Here is an 18416-nt window from a genome sequence, read left to right as displayed (position 1 = left end):
TTGGCTTGCATAATTGCACGGTAAATATCTTTACCTTCTGCGGGCCAGTATAAATCCATAACCAAGGTGTAGTCAGACACCATTCCTTCATTTGCAAAGTCACCATTTGCAGGTGTGTTTAAATCAATAAGTAAGCCTTCTGTTGGAGCGTGGCGAGAAAACGCCATAACACCTGAAGGACCATCACTTAAATCATCAATATTTAATTGAGTAGTGGTGCTATATTGTGTCTCTGCAGTGCCCCAGTTTGTTTCATCTGGATCAAAGTAGCTAAGTACCGAAGGTCCAAAATCAGCTGCTAACGGGTTGTTAGTATCGTCAAAGTTCCATACGGTTACATTTGCTAAGTTGTTGCATGAATAAAGTTCGGTGTCAGTGTCAAGGTGTAGGCACTGACTTGTTCTAGCACGTGCATATTTATCAAGTAGCCACCAAGCTTCAGCTATCGGTTCTACGTTTGAGAATGTAACACTATTAAAAAATAAATCAGGATTCAAAGCTGCTCCTTTAAATAGTGCAACTTCGTAATTATTAGTGGGTTGTATATCCTCAGGTTTAAGTAAAAACCAATCTGGTTGACTTGCAAACATCGTTGTTAAGTCGCTTCCCGATACAGTTACTTTATAAATAGAGTTAAACCCTGGCGTATTTGATGGCTGTCTTTCTACGTAAAAAGCTTTATGGAAGTCTTCTTGAGTAAGTGTGCCGGGTGTCCAGCGCTTTTGTACTAGTTCAGGATTAAGTAATGCTGCGCTAATTGTGCTTGAATGTTTTGCGGCTAAGGCGGTTATTTCGGCTAGCTGCGCATCAGTTGGATAGTTTTCAGAAATAGCGATTTCAGTTTCTGCATCGGGAGCATAACGCCCCATTATCTCATCTATAGCTAGTTTTGTTGCCTCATCGCGTTCATCAATTGTATCGGTTTCAATCGTTTTGTAATCAACAACAGGGGATGATTTATCAGCTAAATTAAAATTAAGCGTTAAGTCCGTAATACCTTTAGCGTAAAAGTCCGGTTGTAAAACAATAGCGCCGTTATCAAGGGTTGTGTAGCTTTCCCCACCGTGTGTATGGCCGCCAAGTACTAAGTCGATACCGGGTACGTTTGTTGCCATATCAGTATCTTGGCCTACACCTAAATGGCTCAACATAATCATGTAATCTACATCATCACTGTATTGGTTTACGATGCTTTGTGCGATTTGTTGCCATTGCCAGCTCATTTTAAACTGTTTAATAAAATCAGGGATCGGATCATCTTGAATAGGTTCATCTAGCTCATTCCATGGCACTGAGGTCATGCCAAACACACCAAGTGTAATACATCCTACTTGAACTTTTGCAAATCCTACGCCTTCAAAATCTTGTAGTTGCTCTGCTTCATAACGAGTATTACTAGCAAGTACGATTGCATTCTCGTCTTGGGAATAACTTAGTAATTTTTCAGGGCCCCAAGCATAATCATGATTTCCAACGACTCGTAGGTCAAACTGCATTGCTTTAATAGCTTCTTCTGTCGCGGTACCTTGTGATAATTGCTCAGCAACGGTGCCTTTTTCATAGTCGTCACCACCGTTTGTAAATAAGGTGTGCGGAGTTTGGCTTGCTACTTGGTTGTAGTAGGCTTTGATCCGGCTGAAATATTGCTCTTCATAGCCAAAGCGAGCATGTAAATCTGCAACGTGAACAAACCTTACCGATTGCTCTGTTGCATTAGCGTCGCAAGTTGGGCCGATATTTGCGAAAGCTTCATTGCGCTGCATTTGTATTGCATATGTGCCCAGTGTTGTTACTTGAGCGCTAACAAACCCATCTAAAACTATTGAATTTGTAACAGTATCCCAATTAGCGCCCGATAGTTTTGCGATAAACAGTTGTCCGCCTAATGCATAGTCATCAGGGATTTTTATTGTAATGGTAATAGGTTTTTCAAGAGTAAGCGTGGAGGGCGTAAGCGCATGTAAATCAGAAATTATATTTTGTTGTATATTCGTCTCATCTAATAATGTTCTCTCGTAGGTAAGCTCTACATCACTAGAAATAGCACTGGAAGGTGCATTAAATATAAAATTGCCTTCGTCTAATGTAGCCTCTAAACCATTAGCGCTTGATAGTGTTAATTTGCTAGGTTCAGGCTCAACAGGATCGTTTGGATTAACCGTCACTTCATCACCGCTACCACAGGCAGTTAGAATAAAGCTAAGAAATATAAATATAATAACACGTGATATCGTTAACGATTGCATCTACGGATGTCCCTGAGTCTATTCAATAACCAATCAGGATATAATATCAGTTAACGGGGGAAGGGCAAAGTTGAATAAAAAATTCCCCCATAGAAGCTATGGAGGAATTGTCTTAGGTTATATTGCTACATTTGAAATAAACAATAATTAAGAGACTTTCTCTTCTAAACCTTGTTTTTCCCATACTTTAGCTTTAAAAGTCATTAGTACTAAAACAACACCAACACCAATGCTAAATAATGCAATTTGTAAGTATAAGTTAGGAATTTCATCAACATTATTCGGATCGAAATTACCAGCAAGTAAACCTGCGATGATGTTACCGATTGAGTAAGTTAATACAAACACACCCATCATTTGGCCAGTGTAACGTTTAGGCGATAGCTTACTTACAGCACTTAATGCTACAGGGCTTAAACAAAGCTCACCCACTGTATGTAAAAAGTACGTAGTAACAAGCCAGTAAGGCGCAACTTTTAAGCCTTCAGCTGCGTAATGAGCCGCCATAAACATAACTAAAAAGCCTGATGCCATGATAATTAAGCCAATTGCACATTTAACGCTGTAGCTAGGTGATACTAAGCTTTTAGATAAGTTAATCCAAAGCGCTGCAAAAAATGGCGATAAAGCAATAATAAACAGTGAGTTTAATGATTGAAACCACGTTGTAGGGATTTCAAAAGTACCAATAAGACGGTCAGTATAGTCGCGAGCAAATAAGTTTAATGATGAACCAGCTTGTTCAAAGCCAGACCAAAAACATGCAGATGCAATACATACTAAAAATAGTGCCCACATTCTTTGTTTTTCTGCATCTGTTAAATTACCTGTAAAGTAAATAACTCCAAAATAAACAAAAAAGATAATAGTAAATACAATGGCTGTGTAACCTGCAACTACAGTTGGATTAATAACAATAGCGCCGGTCATTGCAGCCGTAGTAACTGCAGCAGCTGCAATTACAAATGCAGCAATACCGCCCCATGCACGTGAAGTACCTTTAGAGCCTAATGGATTAGCCGGTAAAGCACTGTGCTTTGGTAAGTTATTAAGTGTGAGTTTGTACTGTACTAAACCAATGGCCATACCTACAGCTGCCGCACCAAATGCCCAGTGCCAGCCTACGTTCTCCATAAAGTAACCACATACGTAGTAACCTATTAAAGAACCCATGTTAATACCCATGTAATAAATAGCGTAACCGCCATCACGACGCTCATCAGCATCGCTATATAATTGGCCTACCATTGCACTGATATTTGGTTTTAGTAAACCAGTACCTGTTGCTACAAATATTAAGCCAACGAAGAAAGAATAATCATGTGGAATAGCCAAAATAATATGGCCAATCATAATAATTATGCCGCCATACCAAACTGCTTTTTGACCACCAAACAATCTATCAGCTAGCCAACCACCTGGTAAGCCTAAAAAGTATACTGCGCCTGTGTACAAACCATAGATTGCAGCAGCTGATGCAACAGTAAAGGCAAGGCCTTCTTCTTGTAAGCTTGCTGTCATGAATAATACGAGCATAGCTCGCATACCGTAATAACTCATTCGTTCCCACATTTCAGTGAAGAACAATGTCGAAAGTCCTTTAGGGTGGCCAAACCAACCACTATCTGGAGCTGAACTCATATTTACTTCCTAACTTTAAGAATTGTTGTAATGGCCTTATAATTTTTTGCTTTAGCTATCTTAGTATTTAGTCATACTAAAATGCTCGACCATCAGTTTATTATTTGTAGCTAAGATAATGATTTGCTATATGGTAGTAACACCAGAAGGTAAGAGACACACCCTTATCCTAGTTACAATTGGGCACAAGTATACATATACCTTAGTGCTAGGGGAAGTATTGCGCGGTGTATCACCTTATGCCAAGTTAGAACTCAGCATAAGGAACAATAGGGGTACCTGGGAACTCAAGCGTTCCATAAACAGGGTTAAAATAGTAACGTATGTAAAGTTGACCAAAGTTTGGTTCGTAAAAGTCAGAGCGATCGATGGCTAAGTAGCCACCAAAGAACCAATTCGGCGTTATTCTATACTCAAAACTACCTTCAAGATTATATGAAACACCAGAACTTGTTTCACCTTCAAATACAGGGTCAACACCTGTTATTGATTCTCTATCATACGCAGCTATTTGCAAATCGCTATCGTTAGGGAAGAAATCAATAGATTGAGTTTTTGTTTGCGAGTACGAAACACCGGTTTTTAATCGATAAACAAAATCATCGCCCCAACGCGCGTCATAAGTGAGTGGCACGGATAGACCTACATAGTTTTGCGGACTGTAATAACCACCATGGCCCCATGTTTCTTCACTTAAATTATACTTGTATGCCCAATGTAATAAGCTAGCGCCTACGATAAATTCACGCTTTTGATTGCTTATTACACGGTAATAAGTACCGCCCATCATACGATAGCGTTGGTTGTCTTTTACATTTTGGCCTTTATAGAGGGTAAAGTCGGCGCTTGACCAAAAACCCCATTTTCCGCCTAAGTCGTGTGATACATTAGCTGTTAGGCCTGTAGAGCGTACGCCCCCCCAAACTTCACCTGTATTTACATCTTTTAAGCCCGCATAAGAAAGCACTGAATTTGTAACTGGGCGCTTTTCAAGTTCTAGGCTGTATCCAAAGTCGCCAAAACTGTCTGCGTAATTTACACCCCACACAAAGTCTTCAATTAAAAAGCCAAGTGGGGTAGTGCCTACATCTACACGCCAGTTTTCGTTTTGCCAACCAATACCTATATCTACACCACTTTCCTCTGGTGTCACTTCATCGACTGAACAAGTGAAAATACATAAAGCACCTTGTCCGTAGCGACTACCAGCGAACTGCTCATCAAAGCGAGTTGTTTGTGCGCTAATAGTAGTCGGGTCTACTTTAATAAAACCTTGGCCTTGCCAAAGTGGAAAGTAAGCTTCAATTGGTACTAAGCCCGCACCAAGTGTTGCTTCACTTTCGGTGCTTGTTTGTCCACTAAAGTTAACACCAATGGCAATGTATGCTTGGTTTTTGTTTTGCTCGTTTATTAGCTCACGTTTAGCACCGTTTACATACCATTGATCGTTTTCATCTATTTTTAAAAGCGCTCCGTAAAGCTCTTTTTCGTTTAAAGTACGATTAGGTGACAGGGTTTGTGCGTACCAAGATTGTGCTTGTTCGGTTTCATTAAACTTACTGGCTACTTGAGCACCTAAATAGCGTAACTCTTGATCGTTTGGTGACTTTTCAATAAGTTGCTTAGCTAAATAAAGTGCATCCCCTGAGTAATTAAACTCATTAAGAGATGACATGATTTGGCGTTGTAAATAACCCTCTTGCGATGTGGTTTGCGCTATCGCTTTTTGCGTAACTTCTTTTGCTTGAAAGTCGTCTCCAAGTTCTATGTATGCATTAGCAATAGCGAGAAGTGCTTGAGGCTCAATTGTTTGACTACTTTGTGCTTTTCGCTGATATAAGATAACGGCTGCTTCATATTGTTCTAGCGCTAAGTTTGCATTAATAAGGGCAGTTGTTGTTGCTGGAATATCTTTATATTTTTGATCAAGCTGATTGAGCTTAGCAATTAAGTCACTGCCTGTATAAAACTGGTTGAGGTAGTTATTTTGTAACTGCACATATTGAGCCGTTTCGTTTTCAGAAGCGCTCTCTGGTAACACGTAATCCTCAAACCAGCGTTCTATTTCAACTTGGTTACCTTGCTCTAGTATCCACTGGCCTTGTAAAAGGTGCCAATAAGGCGACAAAGATGAGTCAGATGAAAGGGCACTTGAAAGCAATTTAAGAGCATGTCGTTTTTCATCAATTTTGTACCAACTATTAGAAAGCTCAGCTTGCATTTCAGGTGTTAGCTTTCTCGCTTCTAAGTTACTTAAATGGTAGATAGCGACAGATTTGTTTTTTAAATCAAGATATTGCTGGCTTTGAGTAAGAGACTCGTTAAGCAACAATTGTTGCTCTAAAGCAATAATGTCGGTATCTCGATTTTTAAAAGGAATATATTTAAGTGTATCTAAAGCACCTTCATAATCATTTATAGAGCGCAAAAATAAAGCATGGCTATATCTAATTTGGGGGTTTAGCGGGAACTGCCACAATACATTATTAAATAAATCACGTGCTTGTTGAGTCAGGCCTTTTTGTTGGTATATAAAAGCTAAATCGTAATATAACCAAGGTTGTTCAGGTGAAAGCTCAATAGCTTGCTTAAGTAGTTCTTCTGCTTTTTCTAGCTCTCCACCATTAGTATACTGGCTTGCTTTATCCCTTAGAGTATTACTGGTAGCTAGTGCATATGAGGGGTAGATTAAATCTCGTTGCTTTGCGTTTAATGAATTATAAAAGTTGCGAATTGATTTTTGGTTTTGATCTAGTTGCGCGATATTTAATAAGCCAAGTAAGGCATTTTCATACAAAGGATTGGTTTTTAGGGCTGCTTGATAGGCGGTAGCTGCTTGTGTGTAATTTCCTTGAGCTACAAATAATAGGCCTTTGTTATAAAGAAAAGCTTCTTGGTCATGATTTAATTGCTCAGCTAGATTTAGTTTTAGTTGTGCTGTTTTAAAATCAGATTGCTCAATAGCATCTTCCATTTCAGACATATACAGCCAAAACTTCGCAACTGTCGCGAGTTCTTTAAGTCTTTCACGCTCATCAAAGTTAGGTGTATATTTTTGCGCGGTAAAAAAATAGTAATATGATTTTTTGTAGTCGCTTTTCGCTAAATACAAATACCCTAAGCTGCGCATAATCTCTTTATCGGTTGGCCGCCCTTTTAAAGCATTTAATAGTAGGGGCTCAGCTTCTTTTAATTTTTTATTATTAAGTAAACGATCGCCTTTAAGCCAAAGCTGATACGCGGGATCGGCAAGTAATGCTTGTCTTACTTTAAAATCTCGTTGGAAATCTTCGTATTGTAACTTACCTTTACTACTAAATGGGTACACAGAGAAGTAACGTTGGTATTGCTCAACTGTATTTTGAGTAAGATCCATACTCTTAAGAGCTGCAAGCCAAATAAACTCAACTTCATTAATAAAAGAAGGGCTAGTACCGTAATTACTTAAAATATCTATAGCTTTATTATTTGCTGGGTTTTTCCTCAGTAAATGGCGAGCATAAGGTATTTCTACTTGAGCGATATTAGAATAGCTTTTTAATAACTTTTCATAGCCTTTTTTAACACTTTCCCATTGGTCGCTGTCTTGTCCGTACCAGCTTAAATGCTCAAGCTCGTAATTAAGTGTAGGGTAGGTGTTTTTAAATATTTTATTGTATATTTCACGGGCTTGTTCATAACGTCCAGCTCGAGAAAGTAGCCTAGCTTCATGAATTAAAGACTTATCTTTACCCTCAATACGAGAGAGTATTTTAAGCTTTTCAACGCACGGAGCCTGTTTGGTAAGCCCGTTATCTATTTTGCTTAATAACTGGTTGGCTTTCACTGATTCGCCATTGGCAAAATCATAACGCGCTACTGCGCACTGCGTTTCTATTCGGGCAGGGGCAATAGCGACTAGCTTTCGTAAGCTATCTTCAACTAGTTTTTTATTTTGCTGTGCTTCACCAATACCTATTTGGCTTAGTAACCAATCAACAGATTGCGTATCAATATCGTTGACTGTGTTAGCGCTTAATCCAGAGCTAAGTGCTAATGTGCAAGCGAGGGCAAACCTTAACGGCATTCAGTGCTCCATACCGGTTGTAGCGTCCCATCTGCTGTAATTGAAAAACGCTTATTTAAAGCACTTGTACCAAACAAGTTAAGCACGCTGTCGTAATAACGAGTCTGGGTAAATGATTTATCAATCATTAGTTTTTGCTGAATCGCCATTACCGTAGAATTATCGTTATTAGTCGCCAGTAAAGGTAATAAAGCTGAATTAAAGCCCAAAGGGCCTCTTTTTTCAGATTTTCCAGATTTAGCAAAGGTATTTAAAGGCACGTAACCACGTTTATTAATTGTTTCAATAAAAGGGTTGAATTGCGCTAATAGCTCTTTTTTATAAGGCGCGTCGTCTGCCATCATGCTTGCCCATAAATATACTCTAATAGCGTTGTAACTGCCCAAGTCAGTTGTTTTTTTATCGTAGTAAAAGCCGTTATTTGCATCAAACATTACCCAGTCAGGGCTAACACCTTGCTTTGCTGTATCTAAAATTAGCTTTGCTGAGCCTTCGTGTAATTGATGCCAAGGCGAGTGTGGGTAGAGCTTTTTAAACTGCTGGTAAATAAATAATGGTGAGTAGCTCGGGTTTAACTTAAAACGTTCATTATCAAATTCAAAACCTGTAGGAGCGGGTAGTAATGATAAACCTAGGCCCGAGATATAAGCGGTTTCTTCACGCATTATTCGCTGTGCAATTACAGCTGCTAATATGCTGTAGCGGCGCTCATCCCAAAGAACAGCAGCTTGCGATAAGCTGTATGCTATCCATAAGTCTGAATCAGACGCAGGGTTTGAATCTAAAATTCCGCCAACATTTTGATTATTAACACCCCATTGCCATGCCGGTAAACGAGTGCTTAAATCACCTTCTGATAAATGTTCTTGCGTCCAATCAAGCACTAAGTCAAACATTGCTTTGTCATTTGCTACAACAGCAAAAAACAACGCATAAGATTGGCCTTCAGAGGTTGTGACTTTTTTCTCACTCCCCAAGTCAATAACGCGGCCATCTTGGCTTATAAAGTTACTTTTAAACGTTTGCCATGCATCCCATGGTTGGCATTGCTCTATTTGTGCACTGGCATTAAAGGTAAATAATGCAATCACGGTAAAAAATACATTAATGAGTGACTTCATTACTTATCTCCTTCAGCTAAGCGCTTGTATGTTAATGCTTGCAGTAATCGCCATATAATAAATGAGATCAGCAGTAGTGTTAAAATAGACAACAGTGCCAGTACAAATGGGTGATCCGATAAATGGAACCAAATTAGGGTATGCACAGGAATGTGACCAACAAAATATTGCTCATCAGTTTTAATTGTTTTAATGCCTTGAGAGTTTATGACCGCAGCACTGCCTTTAATTTGCGCAAGCGCTTGTGAACTCATTAACGCATCATCTAGTAGAGTAAAGGCTTTTTGTGATGTTGCACTGAGCGATACTATTGATCGCTCTGAATCAAACGGTGATTGAAAGCCTGTAATAACGGCCATATCACCACTACTTTTTATACTTACTTGAACTTTATCTGTTGTTTGCTCATCGTAAGCACCATTGTATATAGCTTGTTTAATAGCGCGCTGATTGTTATCAAGCAAGATATTAGTTTGCGCATCTTCATCTAAGTTGTTAGCAATGCTATTAGGTTTTGCGATTACTAAGAGGTCTTTATCATCTAAGTTGGCATCTTCATTTAAGTGAGCAACGCTTATTCTATGAGCGGGGTAACCTGTGATAGCACCAAAGTGGCCTGTTAAATTAAACAATACAGATAGCGCTTTAGGTGATGGAACTTCATCTATCAATACTAAAGTTTGTTGTAAGTCTGCGTATTTAGTAAATGGGAATCCGCTGTTTGCAAATACATTTAAATCAGGCAGAGCTATGTAATGGTCAAACCCACTTACATCAATATTAGAATTTCCATCAATTACACCGTATTCGCCGCCAGGGGGAGCAACGGCACATTCGCCCTTCTTAAGTACTGCAAACCTAAAATCAAAGTTTAGTTCATTGCGATTGGCAAGATTAATACCTTCCAATGAAAAATCTTCAGCGCTTTGCGTTGTGTCTGTATTAGCGATTAAAGGCAGCAAGGTTTTTGCGGTAGTTAACGATGTGTCTTTTTTATCAAGTAAAAAACCACTTATAAACTCTTGGTTTATTAACATGTTTAAACGTGAATTTAAGGTTTCGCTCTCTGGCGTATTACGGTATTGCAAAGTAATAGGAATGCCTTTTTCACGCCAAGTAAATAAATCAGGTGCAAAACGAACATTTAGTTTTATAGGACCATTGTTAAGACCCTCAGCCTGTAACTGAGTTGGATAGTCAATAAGCTCGTCAAAGTGCACGGGACGATCGTTTCTAAGCCATCTTGGCGCATCATAAGCTTTACGCAGTGGGAGTTTGTTAATTGCTTCGATACTTGCACTTCGGCCAGTCATAATCTTATGACCAAACACAAGACCAGTAACCGCTGTTTTTAAGTCTTTTTCGTCACGCCCCAAAATTAGCAGCATTTTATTGTATCTGTGAATAGGGCTTGAAATTAGCTCGACGGTTGGCTTTTCAACATCTGGATAATCTTTTAAAAAATCAGGTTTTGAGTCATTAGTAATAAACACCACACTGTGCTGCTCTGGTGCTTTATTTAAAACTACTGGAAAGTTAGCGCCACGCCAGTCTGCTTGTGCGCCAAACCAACTAGATAAAGTGGCTGCCGCTTCTATAGCTTGTGTATTAGGTGTGCTTGCAAATACAAAAGGTAAGTTTAATTTGTTGTAATCTTTAGCATCAAAAAATGGTTCTGGTAAATATTCAAGGCGGCTATCAATTGCTAACTGTTTTTGATCAAGCGTTATGTGGCTTGATTTGTTTATTTCAGTCCAAATTGAGCGGCTAAAGTAATCTTGGCATCGTAAATCATAGTAACCAACTAGTTCAAAGCGAATTTGGTTGTAGTCTTGAATGTATTTAGCATTTAGGTCAAGGCTATGACTTACCGTATTTTTTACAACACTTAGCTGTTCATTAATAGGTAATACTGTTACTAAGTTATCGTTAAAATAAACTTTTAAGTGCGATACATTAGCCAGTAATGAAGGTGAGTTAGTGTACGAAAAGTTAAGCTTTAAATTAGTGCTTAATTTATCAATTCTATTTGTAAAATCGACACGAGAATTATTATTGACGCCGTCGAGTTTATAGTCATTGAATCCTAATTTTTCAAAGCTAAGGCGTAAACTAGAAACCTGGGCACTCTCAGGGTAGCCATTTACAAACAGGGTTTTGTCGTGCATAGGCTCGATAGCGAGCACTTTATATGCGCTACTAATAAGTAACAATGTTAGAAATGTATTAAGTAACTTTTTAATCATAATTATTATGCACTATCGGTTTTTTTGGAGTAAATGAATTTATGTAAATGACAATATTAGTCATTAACTTAATAACTGGTTGTAACGCTCTTGGAGCATGAAATAATAAATTACTAAAGCCCCGTAAACTGGTTTTTTGTACTTCTTTGAAGCTATACGATGGACGGTCATGTCTAAAGTTATTTTGCCAATCTAGCCAAGCATCTGCTCTTGAGAAGGTACATTGTATAAAAGCTCTCTGTTTTTCGAGAGATAAGTCTTTAAGTGTAAGGCCAATTTGTTTTTTGCGGGTATTACATACATAAGTTGTAAACGAAAACTGCTTATTACCGCGACTCATTAATAATTCAATTTTATCGTTAACACGACATAAATGCGCGTGATCTGTCTCTATGCCCACGCCGTTATCTGAATAATCCGTTATTTTTACTTTCAAAGTATGACCATTTGCTAAACGAACGCCGGCAGGAAAGTTTGCCTTTATACGATGCGAGTGCCTCACTTGACGAGCTTCAGCAGCAACGGCAACCGCAGCACCTAAAATTATAATATTATAAAAAGCCCAACCCATACTTATTATAAGTACGCCAATCTGGCTTGGGTCACCTAAAAATAGACGTAATACACCCACTAATATACCAAGTAAATTAATAAGTAAGAGAATTAAATACGGTTTAGAAATACCCCAGTCGTAATGCTCTTCATCATTTAAACCGCCTTTTTCGGTTACATTAAACTTACCTTTATTGGGATTAAATAAAGCAACGGTGGTTGGTTTTAATATGTACCAAGCAAGTACTGACTCATACACTTCACCCCAAAAGGAGTAACGGTATTTACCTTGAATACGTGAGTTAGTCGCTTTGATTTGAATTAATGTCGGCACTACATAAATAAAAATAGCTAAAAATGGGGCATAAATTATGTATGCATTAAAATATATTAGCGCTAAAGGGGCTGTTAAAAATACAATACGAGGAATACCCGATAAAAAGTGCAGCATTGCGTTTATGTAGCATAATCGTTGAGGAATGCTTAAACCCTTACCCATTAATGGATTATCAAGTCTAAATATCTGCGCCATACCACGCGCCCACCGAATGCGTTGACCTATATGCGCTGACAGGCTATCGGTTGCAAGACCTGCTGCCTGTGGAATATTTATATAAGCAGTTTTATAACCAGCGCGCTGCATACGAAGTGCTGTGTGAGCATCCTCCGTAACTGTTTCAAACGCAAAACCGCCAATATCATCAAGCGCAGCTCGTTTTAATACGGCGCAAGAGCCACAAAAGAAGGTTGCATCCCACATGTCGTTTCCGTCTTGAATAAGCCCATAAAACAACATGTTTTCGTTAGGAATTTGACTATGGTTGTTAAGGTTACGCTCAAACGGATCTGCAGAGAAAAAGTGATGCGGTGTTTGTACCAAGCATACTTTACTGTCTTTTAAAAACTGCCCCATCGTCATTTGTAAGAACGAGCGAGCAGGAACGTGGTCACAATCAAAAATTGCGATATATTCGCCATCGGTATAACGCATAGCGCTATTCATATTGCCGGCTTTAGCATGATTGTTATCCGAACGAGCTAAATAGCCTACTCCAATTTCCTCTGCAAATTCCTTAAACTCTGGGCGCTTACCATCATCTAATATATAAACATTTAGTTTATCTGCAGGCCAATCGATGCTTAGAGCAGCCAGAGTAGTGGGTCTTACAACGCTTAACGGCTCATTATAAGTTGGAATATATACATCTACTGTTGGCCATAAGTCAGTGTTTTTTGGTAAAGGAACCGGTTTTCGCTCAAGCGGGTTAATTGTTTGGAAAAAACCTAAAATCAGTACAAGCCAGGCATACGTTTCAGCAAGTAATAAGCCACCACCTAGTGCAAGTGCAAGTGGATCATCCCAATTTAAAGTCTCAGTGTAACGCCACCACAAGTAACGAGAAGACGTAGTTACTGACAGAGTAATCATGACAATGGTTGCCATTTGGCCTTTTACTCGTTTAAGCGCATACGCAACTAGTAAAATAAAGCTTATAAAAACGGCTTGAGCTTCCAAGCTAAAAGGAATTGTAATAAATATTGCTAATAAAAATAGAATAAACGCGAGAATGACGTATTTGACTAGTTTATTTTGCCATACACGCGCATCCGCCATGGTTTTAAACGCACTTTTTTTAGGGCCTTTTTTGTTTTTTGATAGTAGGCGCTTTAATAATCTACCTAGCTTTAAATCAAACCAACGTAATTGCCTTAAAAGGTAGCTAACGCCGTCATAAAAATAATTAACAGCATCTTCTTTTACAGAACTAGATTTAAGCTGGTTTTTAAAAAACACTAAAAAAACACTTTGTATAATAAAGCGTAATATATTTGAGTAAATGTAGGCTCGGTAAGGCAACCTTAAATGAGGGTAGTAGTCATAAAGGGTATATTCAAAGCTGATTTTGTGCTTTTTAATATTTATAAACAGTGAGCTTAAAAGCGTAATAAAAGGCATTATAAAAGCTTCAATAACATTTACTTTATGTTGATTAAAGTAGCTATGAAACTTAAATAAAATGTACCGGACTAACTTATCAGTAAATAAAATGCTCAGCAGCAAGTATAAAGTGCTGTGAATAGGACGCTGATAAAATAATGTAATGCTCATTTTATAAGGTCGCTTTACTAACTAGCCAACCAGCTAGTGTTTCAAAGTCATCGTTTGCGACACTATATGGCGCGCAATTAAGCGCTACATTTCTGTATGCGGTTGACTCTTTAATAACTTCGTCACTGTTGATAAAAAACGGAGCCATAAGAGGGAGAGTAGATTGCCAAAGAGAAAACAAGTCAAATTCTAGCGTAGATGCAGAATTATAGCGGTTAACTAAAAAGTAATGCTTCCAATCAGTATCTGAATTTTTGAGTGTTTGTAGGCGTCTATAAATTAAGCTGTGACAAATAGCGTCGCAATTAACCAGTTCAATTACAATATCGTTTTTTTCTAACGGATAGTGGGGAAGGTTAATATGTGCAGGGCAGTCAAAAATTACCCACGCTTCTTGGCTATAATTTAGGTTTTTGCATCTATTTACCATTTTAGTGGTGTTATCGATGCTAGTATCAGTGCTGTCACCATATGGTAAAAATATAATGCCATCGTCATCTTGATGAAAATGCACAAGTGCATCTTCAAAGCTCGCTTCATTACTCCAGCCTTTGGTATACTTCCATGGCAAGCCAAAATGTAAACCTAGGTCACTTTTTGCATCTAGATCGATTGCAATAACGTCAACATCAGACTTTTTTAGCACGCACGCTAAATTTGCAACCACAGAGGTAGTGCCTAAACCGCCTTTGATACCTTTAACGAAAACTCTTTGCAACGGAAGTTTTACCTATCTTTAATTGAACTAACTTATGTGTTTAGTTCGTTGTTTATTTCTTTAAGTAATGCGTACTTATTAATTGTATTATTATTTTGCTGTTTGTTTACAATTTCTATGTAGTCATCACTCTTTCCACCAAAACGTAGTGCAAGGTTTTCTATGTCACTTGATGTTAACGTTTGTGAGTTTTTAGGCGTCAAGTTATTCATTCTTCCCTTTACAGTTACTTTAATTATTTTGATTAAAAGTGGACAATATTTGGCTATTATATATAGAATAACGGTTAAAACTAGTAAAAAAGTATTTTTTATAGGGCGTTTTAAGTGCATAACTTTAACATAACGGGATTAGAGCCTGCTGCAAAAGAGTTAAAATCGGCTTCAAGTTATGCTGTTTTAGCCCCTTTAGACAATTTTGTAATCGAATTGGCGTTACATTCAATTAACCAAAGCTTGGTTAATGATATATATATAGTTTCCCAAGAGGTTGAATCATTTTTTGATTCTTCTTTTTCTGCATCGTTAAATTATGCTTATAAGCATAATAGAGTACACCCTTTTTCGTTGGCCTCAGAAACACAGAATCATTCTATAGAGAAAATTAATTCAGGTATTATAAAAGAAATAAGTGCTTATAAACGCCTAAACAAAGCGCTTATTTTTGTTCATTTTCATACAGCACAGTTAAGCAGTACTGACGAGAAAAGCTTAGAGCTGATGATGAGGCGGTACAACGATTTTGTTCGTAGTACGGGAGCTACATTATTATTTTTAATTTCGGGACCTGATATTGCAAATTATCGCTTTTTATTTAGACGATTAAACAATGTATTTGATGGGCTGGTATTTGTTGATAACGACTCTGCGGTTCGAGTACTTGAATATGATTATTGGCGTCACAGTAGGGGGGTTATTGCTGGTGAACATTACCAATTATTATTAAGTGGTAATCAGTTTGTTGTTCAAACTGGAACGGCAAGCGAAAGTAAAACACTTAAACAGTCAGAGTTTGCCGATGAAGACGATGTTTGGCTTGTGCCAAGTGCTGTGCCCGAAGGTACTAAGTTACCGATGCATTATAAAAGCGTAAAAGATAATAATGATTTATTTAATAAAGGCCCAAAAGTAGAAGCAGCCACCTTAATTTTTGCAGTAACGCGTTACACCGATTTGGCGCTATTGGGTAAGCAGTGTTTTGAACTTAGAAAAAACTGCGGACGATGGTTAAAGCTTGTTATTCAAAATGTTGATGGTGTTATTCGCCATCAAGATGAGTGCTTATTTTTAACCTTGGGTGTAAATCTAATTTTGTATAGCTTTTCAGAGCCTTCGCGTTTGCTTTCACAAGTGCAATCTATTCAAGGTTTTAAGTTTTCAAGGCCTTTACCTTCCTCAGTTGAGGATGTTTTGAAATACACTGAAAATACCTTTTCGAAAGGATATTTACCTTTCATCGAGTTTACGAAACAAGTAGAAATTCATAGTGACTCAGCCGTTAATTTAGGTGTTAGTGGTGTGCTAGTGAAACTTGAGCTACTACCAAGAATTGACCCTATTCATCCTTTGCATTTATTTCATATTAAGCGCGAAGGTGATGTATTTAGCATTGCAGATAATACAGTTTATTTATATTTGCATGCTTGTAGAGAAAATGACGCTGATAATGCAATTAAGCATTTGTTTAAATTAAAAACGAGTGATTTTTTTGTACAGCAAAATATAATTTCTGACCACTTTTACATTCAACAAGAATGTAAACAGTTAAGGCGATTTTATAAAGGTAAGAGTGTTGTAGATTTCTCGCAAAAACTTGCTGAGAATGATAGCTATAAATTTGCACCTGATATAGCAAACAGCGTTACTGAAAATATTAACACCCCAGAATTTTCTAGTAAAAGCCGCCCAGATGCTAAGCCTTTTATAATGAAACTAAGAGATAACTTATGAGTATGAATCAGCTTTTAATTACCGTGTTTCTTGCAATGGTGCTTGGCGCGGTGCTTTGTATGCTAGGCAAATACATTTTATCTCAAATAACAAAATATTATTATAAGCTTACTTTTAAACATGAAGTACTAGAGCCTTATACACCAAATACAGTAAAAAAGGATAAGCAGTGAAATTATCAGGTTTAGGGGTTTGGAACCTTTATTTTTTAGTTAAGTTTGCTCTGTTTTATTACGGTGCAATTGATTTTAACGTACTAACTAATGCCGCTTTTGCTTCATTGCTTGCGATTAAATTTAAACAGCCATTAATAGAGAAGGCAAAACATATAGTAGGTGCTGTGTTTGCAGTGGTATTACTTTATCAAGACTCATGGTTGCCACCAATAAACAGGTTGACTAAACAAGCAGGTAACGTTCAAGATTTTAGTTTTGGTTACTTTATCGAGCTATTAACCCGAGTTATTAGCGTTGATATGTTGTTGGCTTTGTTCGTAATTAGTGTGTGTTTTTGGTATACATCGCAATGGATACGCTTTACCACTGTGACTATTGTTGGGCTGTTAATTGTAGGGTGGCAAGGAGATAACTCTCAATCACAATTCGTTAATAATGTGGCAAACCCTGAACCGGTTACTCAAAATCAGAGTAATCCTCAAACGCAAGTGATCACTCAGGCAGCGCAATCTCCTGATCAAAAATTAGCTGATTTTTACCAACAACAAAGCTTACTAATGAGCCACTTTCCAAACCAAGTGAATGGTGAGCTGTTTGATTTAATTATTTTGAACATATGCTCAATGGCTGTTGCTGATTTAAATGCTATTGGTGTAAGTGTTACTGATATGTATAAAGACTTTGATGTGGTGTTTTCAGACTTTAACTCGGCTACGTCATACAGTGGACCCGCTGCGGTAAGACTGCTGCGCGCTAGTTGTGGGCAAACGAGTCAAACAGCATTATTTAAAGAGGCACCTGAACAATGTCACTTGTTTAAAAACCTAGAGAAACTAGGTTATCAAAACAATGTTGTGATGAATCACGACGGACATTTTGATGAGTTTAAAGGTTTAATAAATAAGTACGGTGGCCTAGATAGTACGCCATTTAATATAGATTCAATGCCAGTGGCGCTACGAGGCTTTGATAATAGTCCTATTTACTCAGATGAAGCTGTGCTGGATGGTTGGTTAGAGCAAGCTGAAGATTGTAAGCCGTGTGCGATGTACTACAACACCACAAGTTTACATGATGGTAATCAGCTAGAGAATCAACCAAGGGTTAATAGTAAAGAGACATACCCAATCAGACATAAAAACTTGTTTGCTGATATTAACCAATTTGTAAAAAAATTAGAAAAACGCGGTCGCAACGTTATGTTAATGATAGTGCCTGAACACGGCGCTAATTTAAAAGGTGACAAAGTACAGTTTGCAGGTTTACGTGAAATCCCAAGCCCAGCAATTGTGTCGGTACCTGTAGCAATTAAATTTATAGGCCCAGACGTACAAAACTATTCGCAAATTGTGGTTGATGATTCAACAAGTTACTTTGCGCTTTCAGAGCTGGTAAGTAAGGCGCTGCAAACTGATGTATTTGGTGGGAATAATAGTGTTGCTAATTTGCTTGAAAACCTACCCACAGCACCTAAGGTTGCTGAAAACGAAGGCACAATAATGATGTATGTTAACCAAAGACCACTTATACAATTAGATGGTGGTGATTGGTCTGCTTACCCACAAGGTAAGTAGTCACATAATAAGATTTA

At 37.9% G+C, this 18416-nt stretch carries 10 protein-coding genes; 2 read left to right on the top strand and 8 right to left on the bottom strand.

Annotated elements, in window-relative coordinates; genetic code table 11:
• The 8 genes from L656_RS0105675 to bcsR all read right to left on the bottom strand — a co-directional run.
• Positions 1-2246, bottom strand: a 2246-nt coding sequence (locus L656_RS0105675) for a metallophosphoesterase (protein ID WP_024598454.1), incomplete at its 3' end; no start/stop codon positions are given.
• 147 nt (positions 2247-2393) lie between these two features.
• Positions 2394-3887, bottom strand: coding sequence for a peptide MFS transporter (locus L656_RS0105670; protein WP_024598453.1), 1494 nt, complete (start codon positions 3885-3887; stop codon positions 2394-2396).
• 247 nt (positions 3888-4134) lie between these two features.
• Positions 4135-7953: a cellulose synthase subunit BcsC-related outer membrane protein gene (locus tag L656_RS0105665; protein WP_024596014.1), complete on the bottom strand. Its 3819-nt coding sequence runs from the start codon at positions 7951-7953 to the stop codon at positions 4135-4137.
• Positions 7944-9074: a cellulose synthase complex periplasmic endoglucanase BcsZ gene (gene bcsZ, locus L656_RS0105660; RefSeq protein WP_024596015.1), complete on the bottom strand. Its 1131-nt coding sequence runs from the start codon at positions 9072-9074 to the stop codon at positions 7944-7946. The genes L656_RS0105665 and bcsZ overlap by 10 nt, the downstream gene beginning before the upstream one ends.
• Entirely contained in the window at positions 9074-11320 is a 2247-nt protein-coding gene (bcsB, locus tag L656_RS0105655; protein WP_024598452.1) for a cellulose biosynthesis cyclic di-GMP-binding regulatory protein BcsB, read from the bottom strand. The genes bcsZ and bcsB overlap by 1 nt, the downstream gene beginning before the upstream one ends.
• Entirely contained in the window at positions 11313-13982 is a 2670-nt protein-coding gene (gene bcsA, locus L656_RS0105650) for a UDP-forming cellulose synthase catalytic subunit (RefSeq protein ID WP_024598451.1), read from the bottom strand. The genes bcsB and bcsA overlap by 8 nt, the downstream gene beginning before the upstream one ends.
• Before the next feature lies 1 nt (position 13983).
• Entirely contained in the window at positions 13984-14700 is a 717-nt protein-coding gene (gene bcsQ, locus L656_RS0105645) for a cellulose biosynthesis protein BcsQ (RefSeq protein ID WP_024596635.1), read from the bottom strand.
• Between the two features lie 32 nt (positions 14701-14732).
• Positions 14733-14912 carry a BcsR/BcsP family cellulose biosynthesis protein gene (bcsR, locus tag L656_RS0105640; protein WP_002958211.1) on the bottom strand — a complete coding sequence of 60 codons (180 nt, stop codon included), beginning with the start codon at positions 14910-14912 and terminating at the stop codon, positions 14733-14735.
• 114 nt (positions 14913-15026) lie between these two features.
• Between bcsR and bcsE the strand changes: the two genes are divergently transcribed.
• On the top strand, positions 15027-16649 hold the full coding sequence (gene bcsE / locus L656_RS0105635) for a cellulose biosynthesis protein BcsE (RefSeq protein ID WP_024598450.1): 1623 nt from the start codon (positions 15027-15029) through the stop codon (positions 16647-16649).
• A gap of 169 nt (positions 16650-16818) precedes the next feature.
• Positions 16819-18399, top strand: coding sequence for a cellulose biosynthesis protein BcsG (gene bcsG / locus L656_RS0105625; protein WP_024596633.1), 1581 nt, complete (start codon positions 16819-16821; stop codon positions 18397-18399).
• Positions 18400-18416 lie beyond the last annotated feature (17 nt).

Origin of the sequence: Pseudoalteromonas sp. TAE56 (assembly GCF_000497955.1) — a bacterium.
Classification (GTDB): domain Bacteria; phylum Pseudomonadota; class Gammaproteobacteria; order Enterobacterales; family Alteromonadaceae; genus Pseudoalteromonas.
Note: the sequence above shows the minus strand (reverse complement) of the source record. Positions and strands in the feature narration are given on the sequence as shown.

What these genes read in the sequence shown, in the direction of transcription:
- L656_RS0105670 (WP_024598453.1), bottom strand. Translation starts at nt 3,887, where the DNA reads ATGAGTTCAGCTCCAGATAGTGGTTGGTTTGGCCACCCTAAAGGACTT.
- L656_RS0105665 (WP_024596014.1), bottom strand. Translation starts at nt 7,953, where the DNA reads ATGCCGTTAAGGTTTGCCCTCGCTTGCACATTAGCACTTAGCTCTGGA.
- bcsZ (WP_024596015.1), bottom strand. Translation starts at nt 9,074, where the DNA reads ATGAAGTCACTCATTAATGTATTTTTTACCGTGATTGCATTATTTACC.
- bcsB (WP_024598452.1), bottom strand. Translation starts at nt 11,320, where the DNA reads ATGATTAAAAAGTTACTTAATACATTTCTAACATTGTTACTTATTAGT.
- bcsA (WP_024598451.1), bottom strand. Translation starts at nt 13,982, where the DNA reads ATGAGCATTACATTATTTTATCAGCGTCCTATTCACAGCACTTTATAC.
- bcsR (WP_002958211.1), bottom strand. Translation starts at nt 14,912, where the DNA reads ATGAATAACTTGACGCCTAAAAACTCACAAACGTTAACATCAAGTGAC.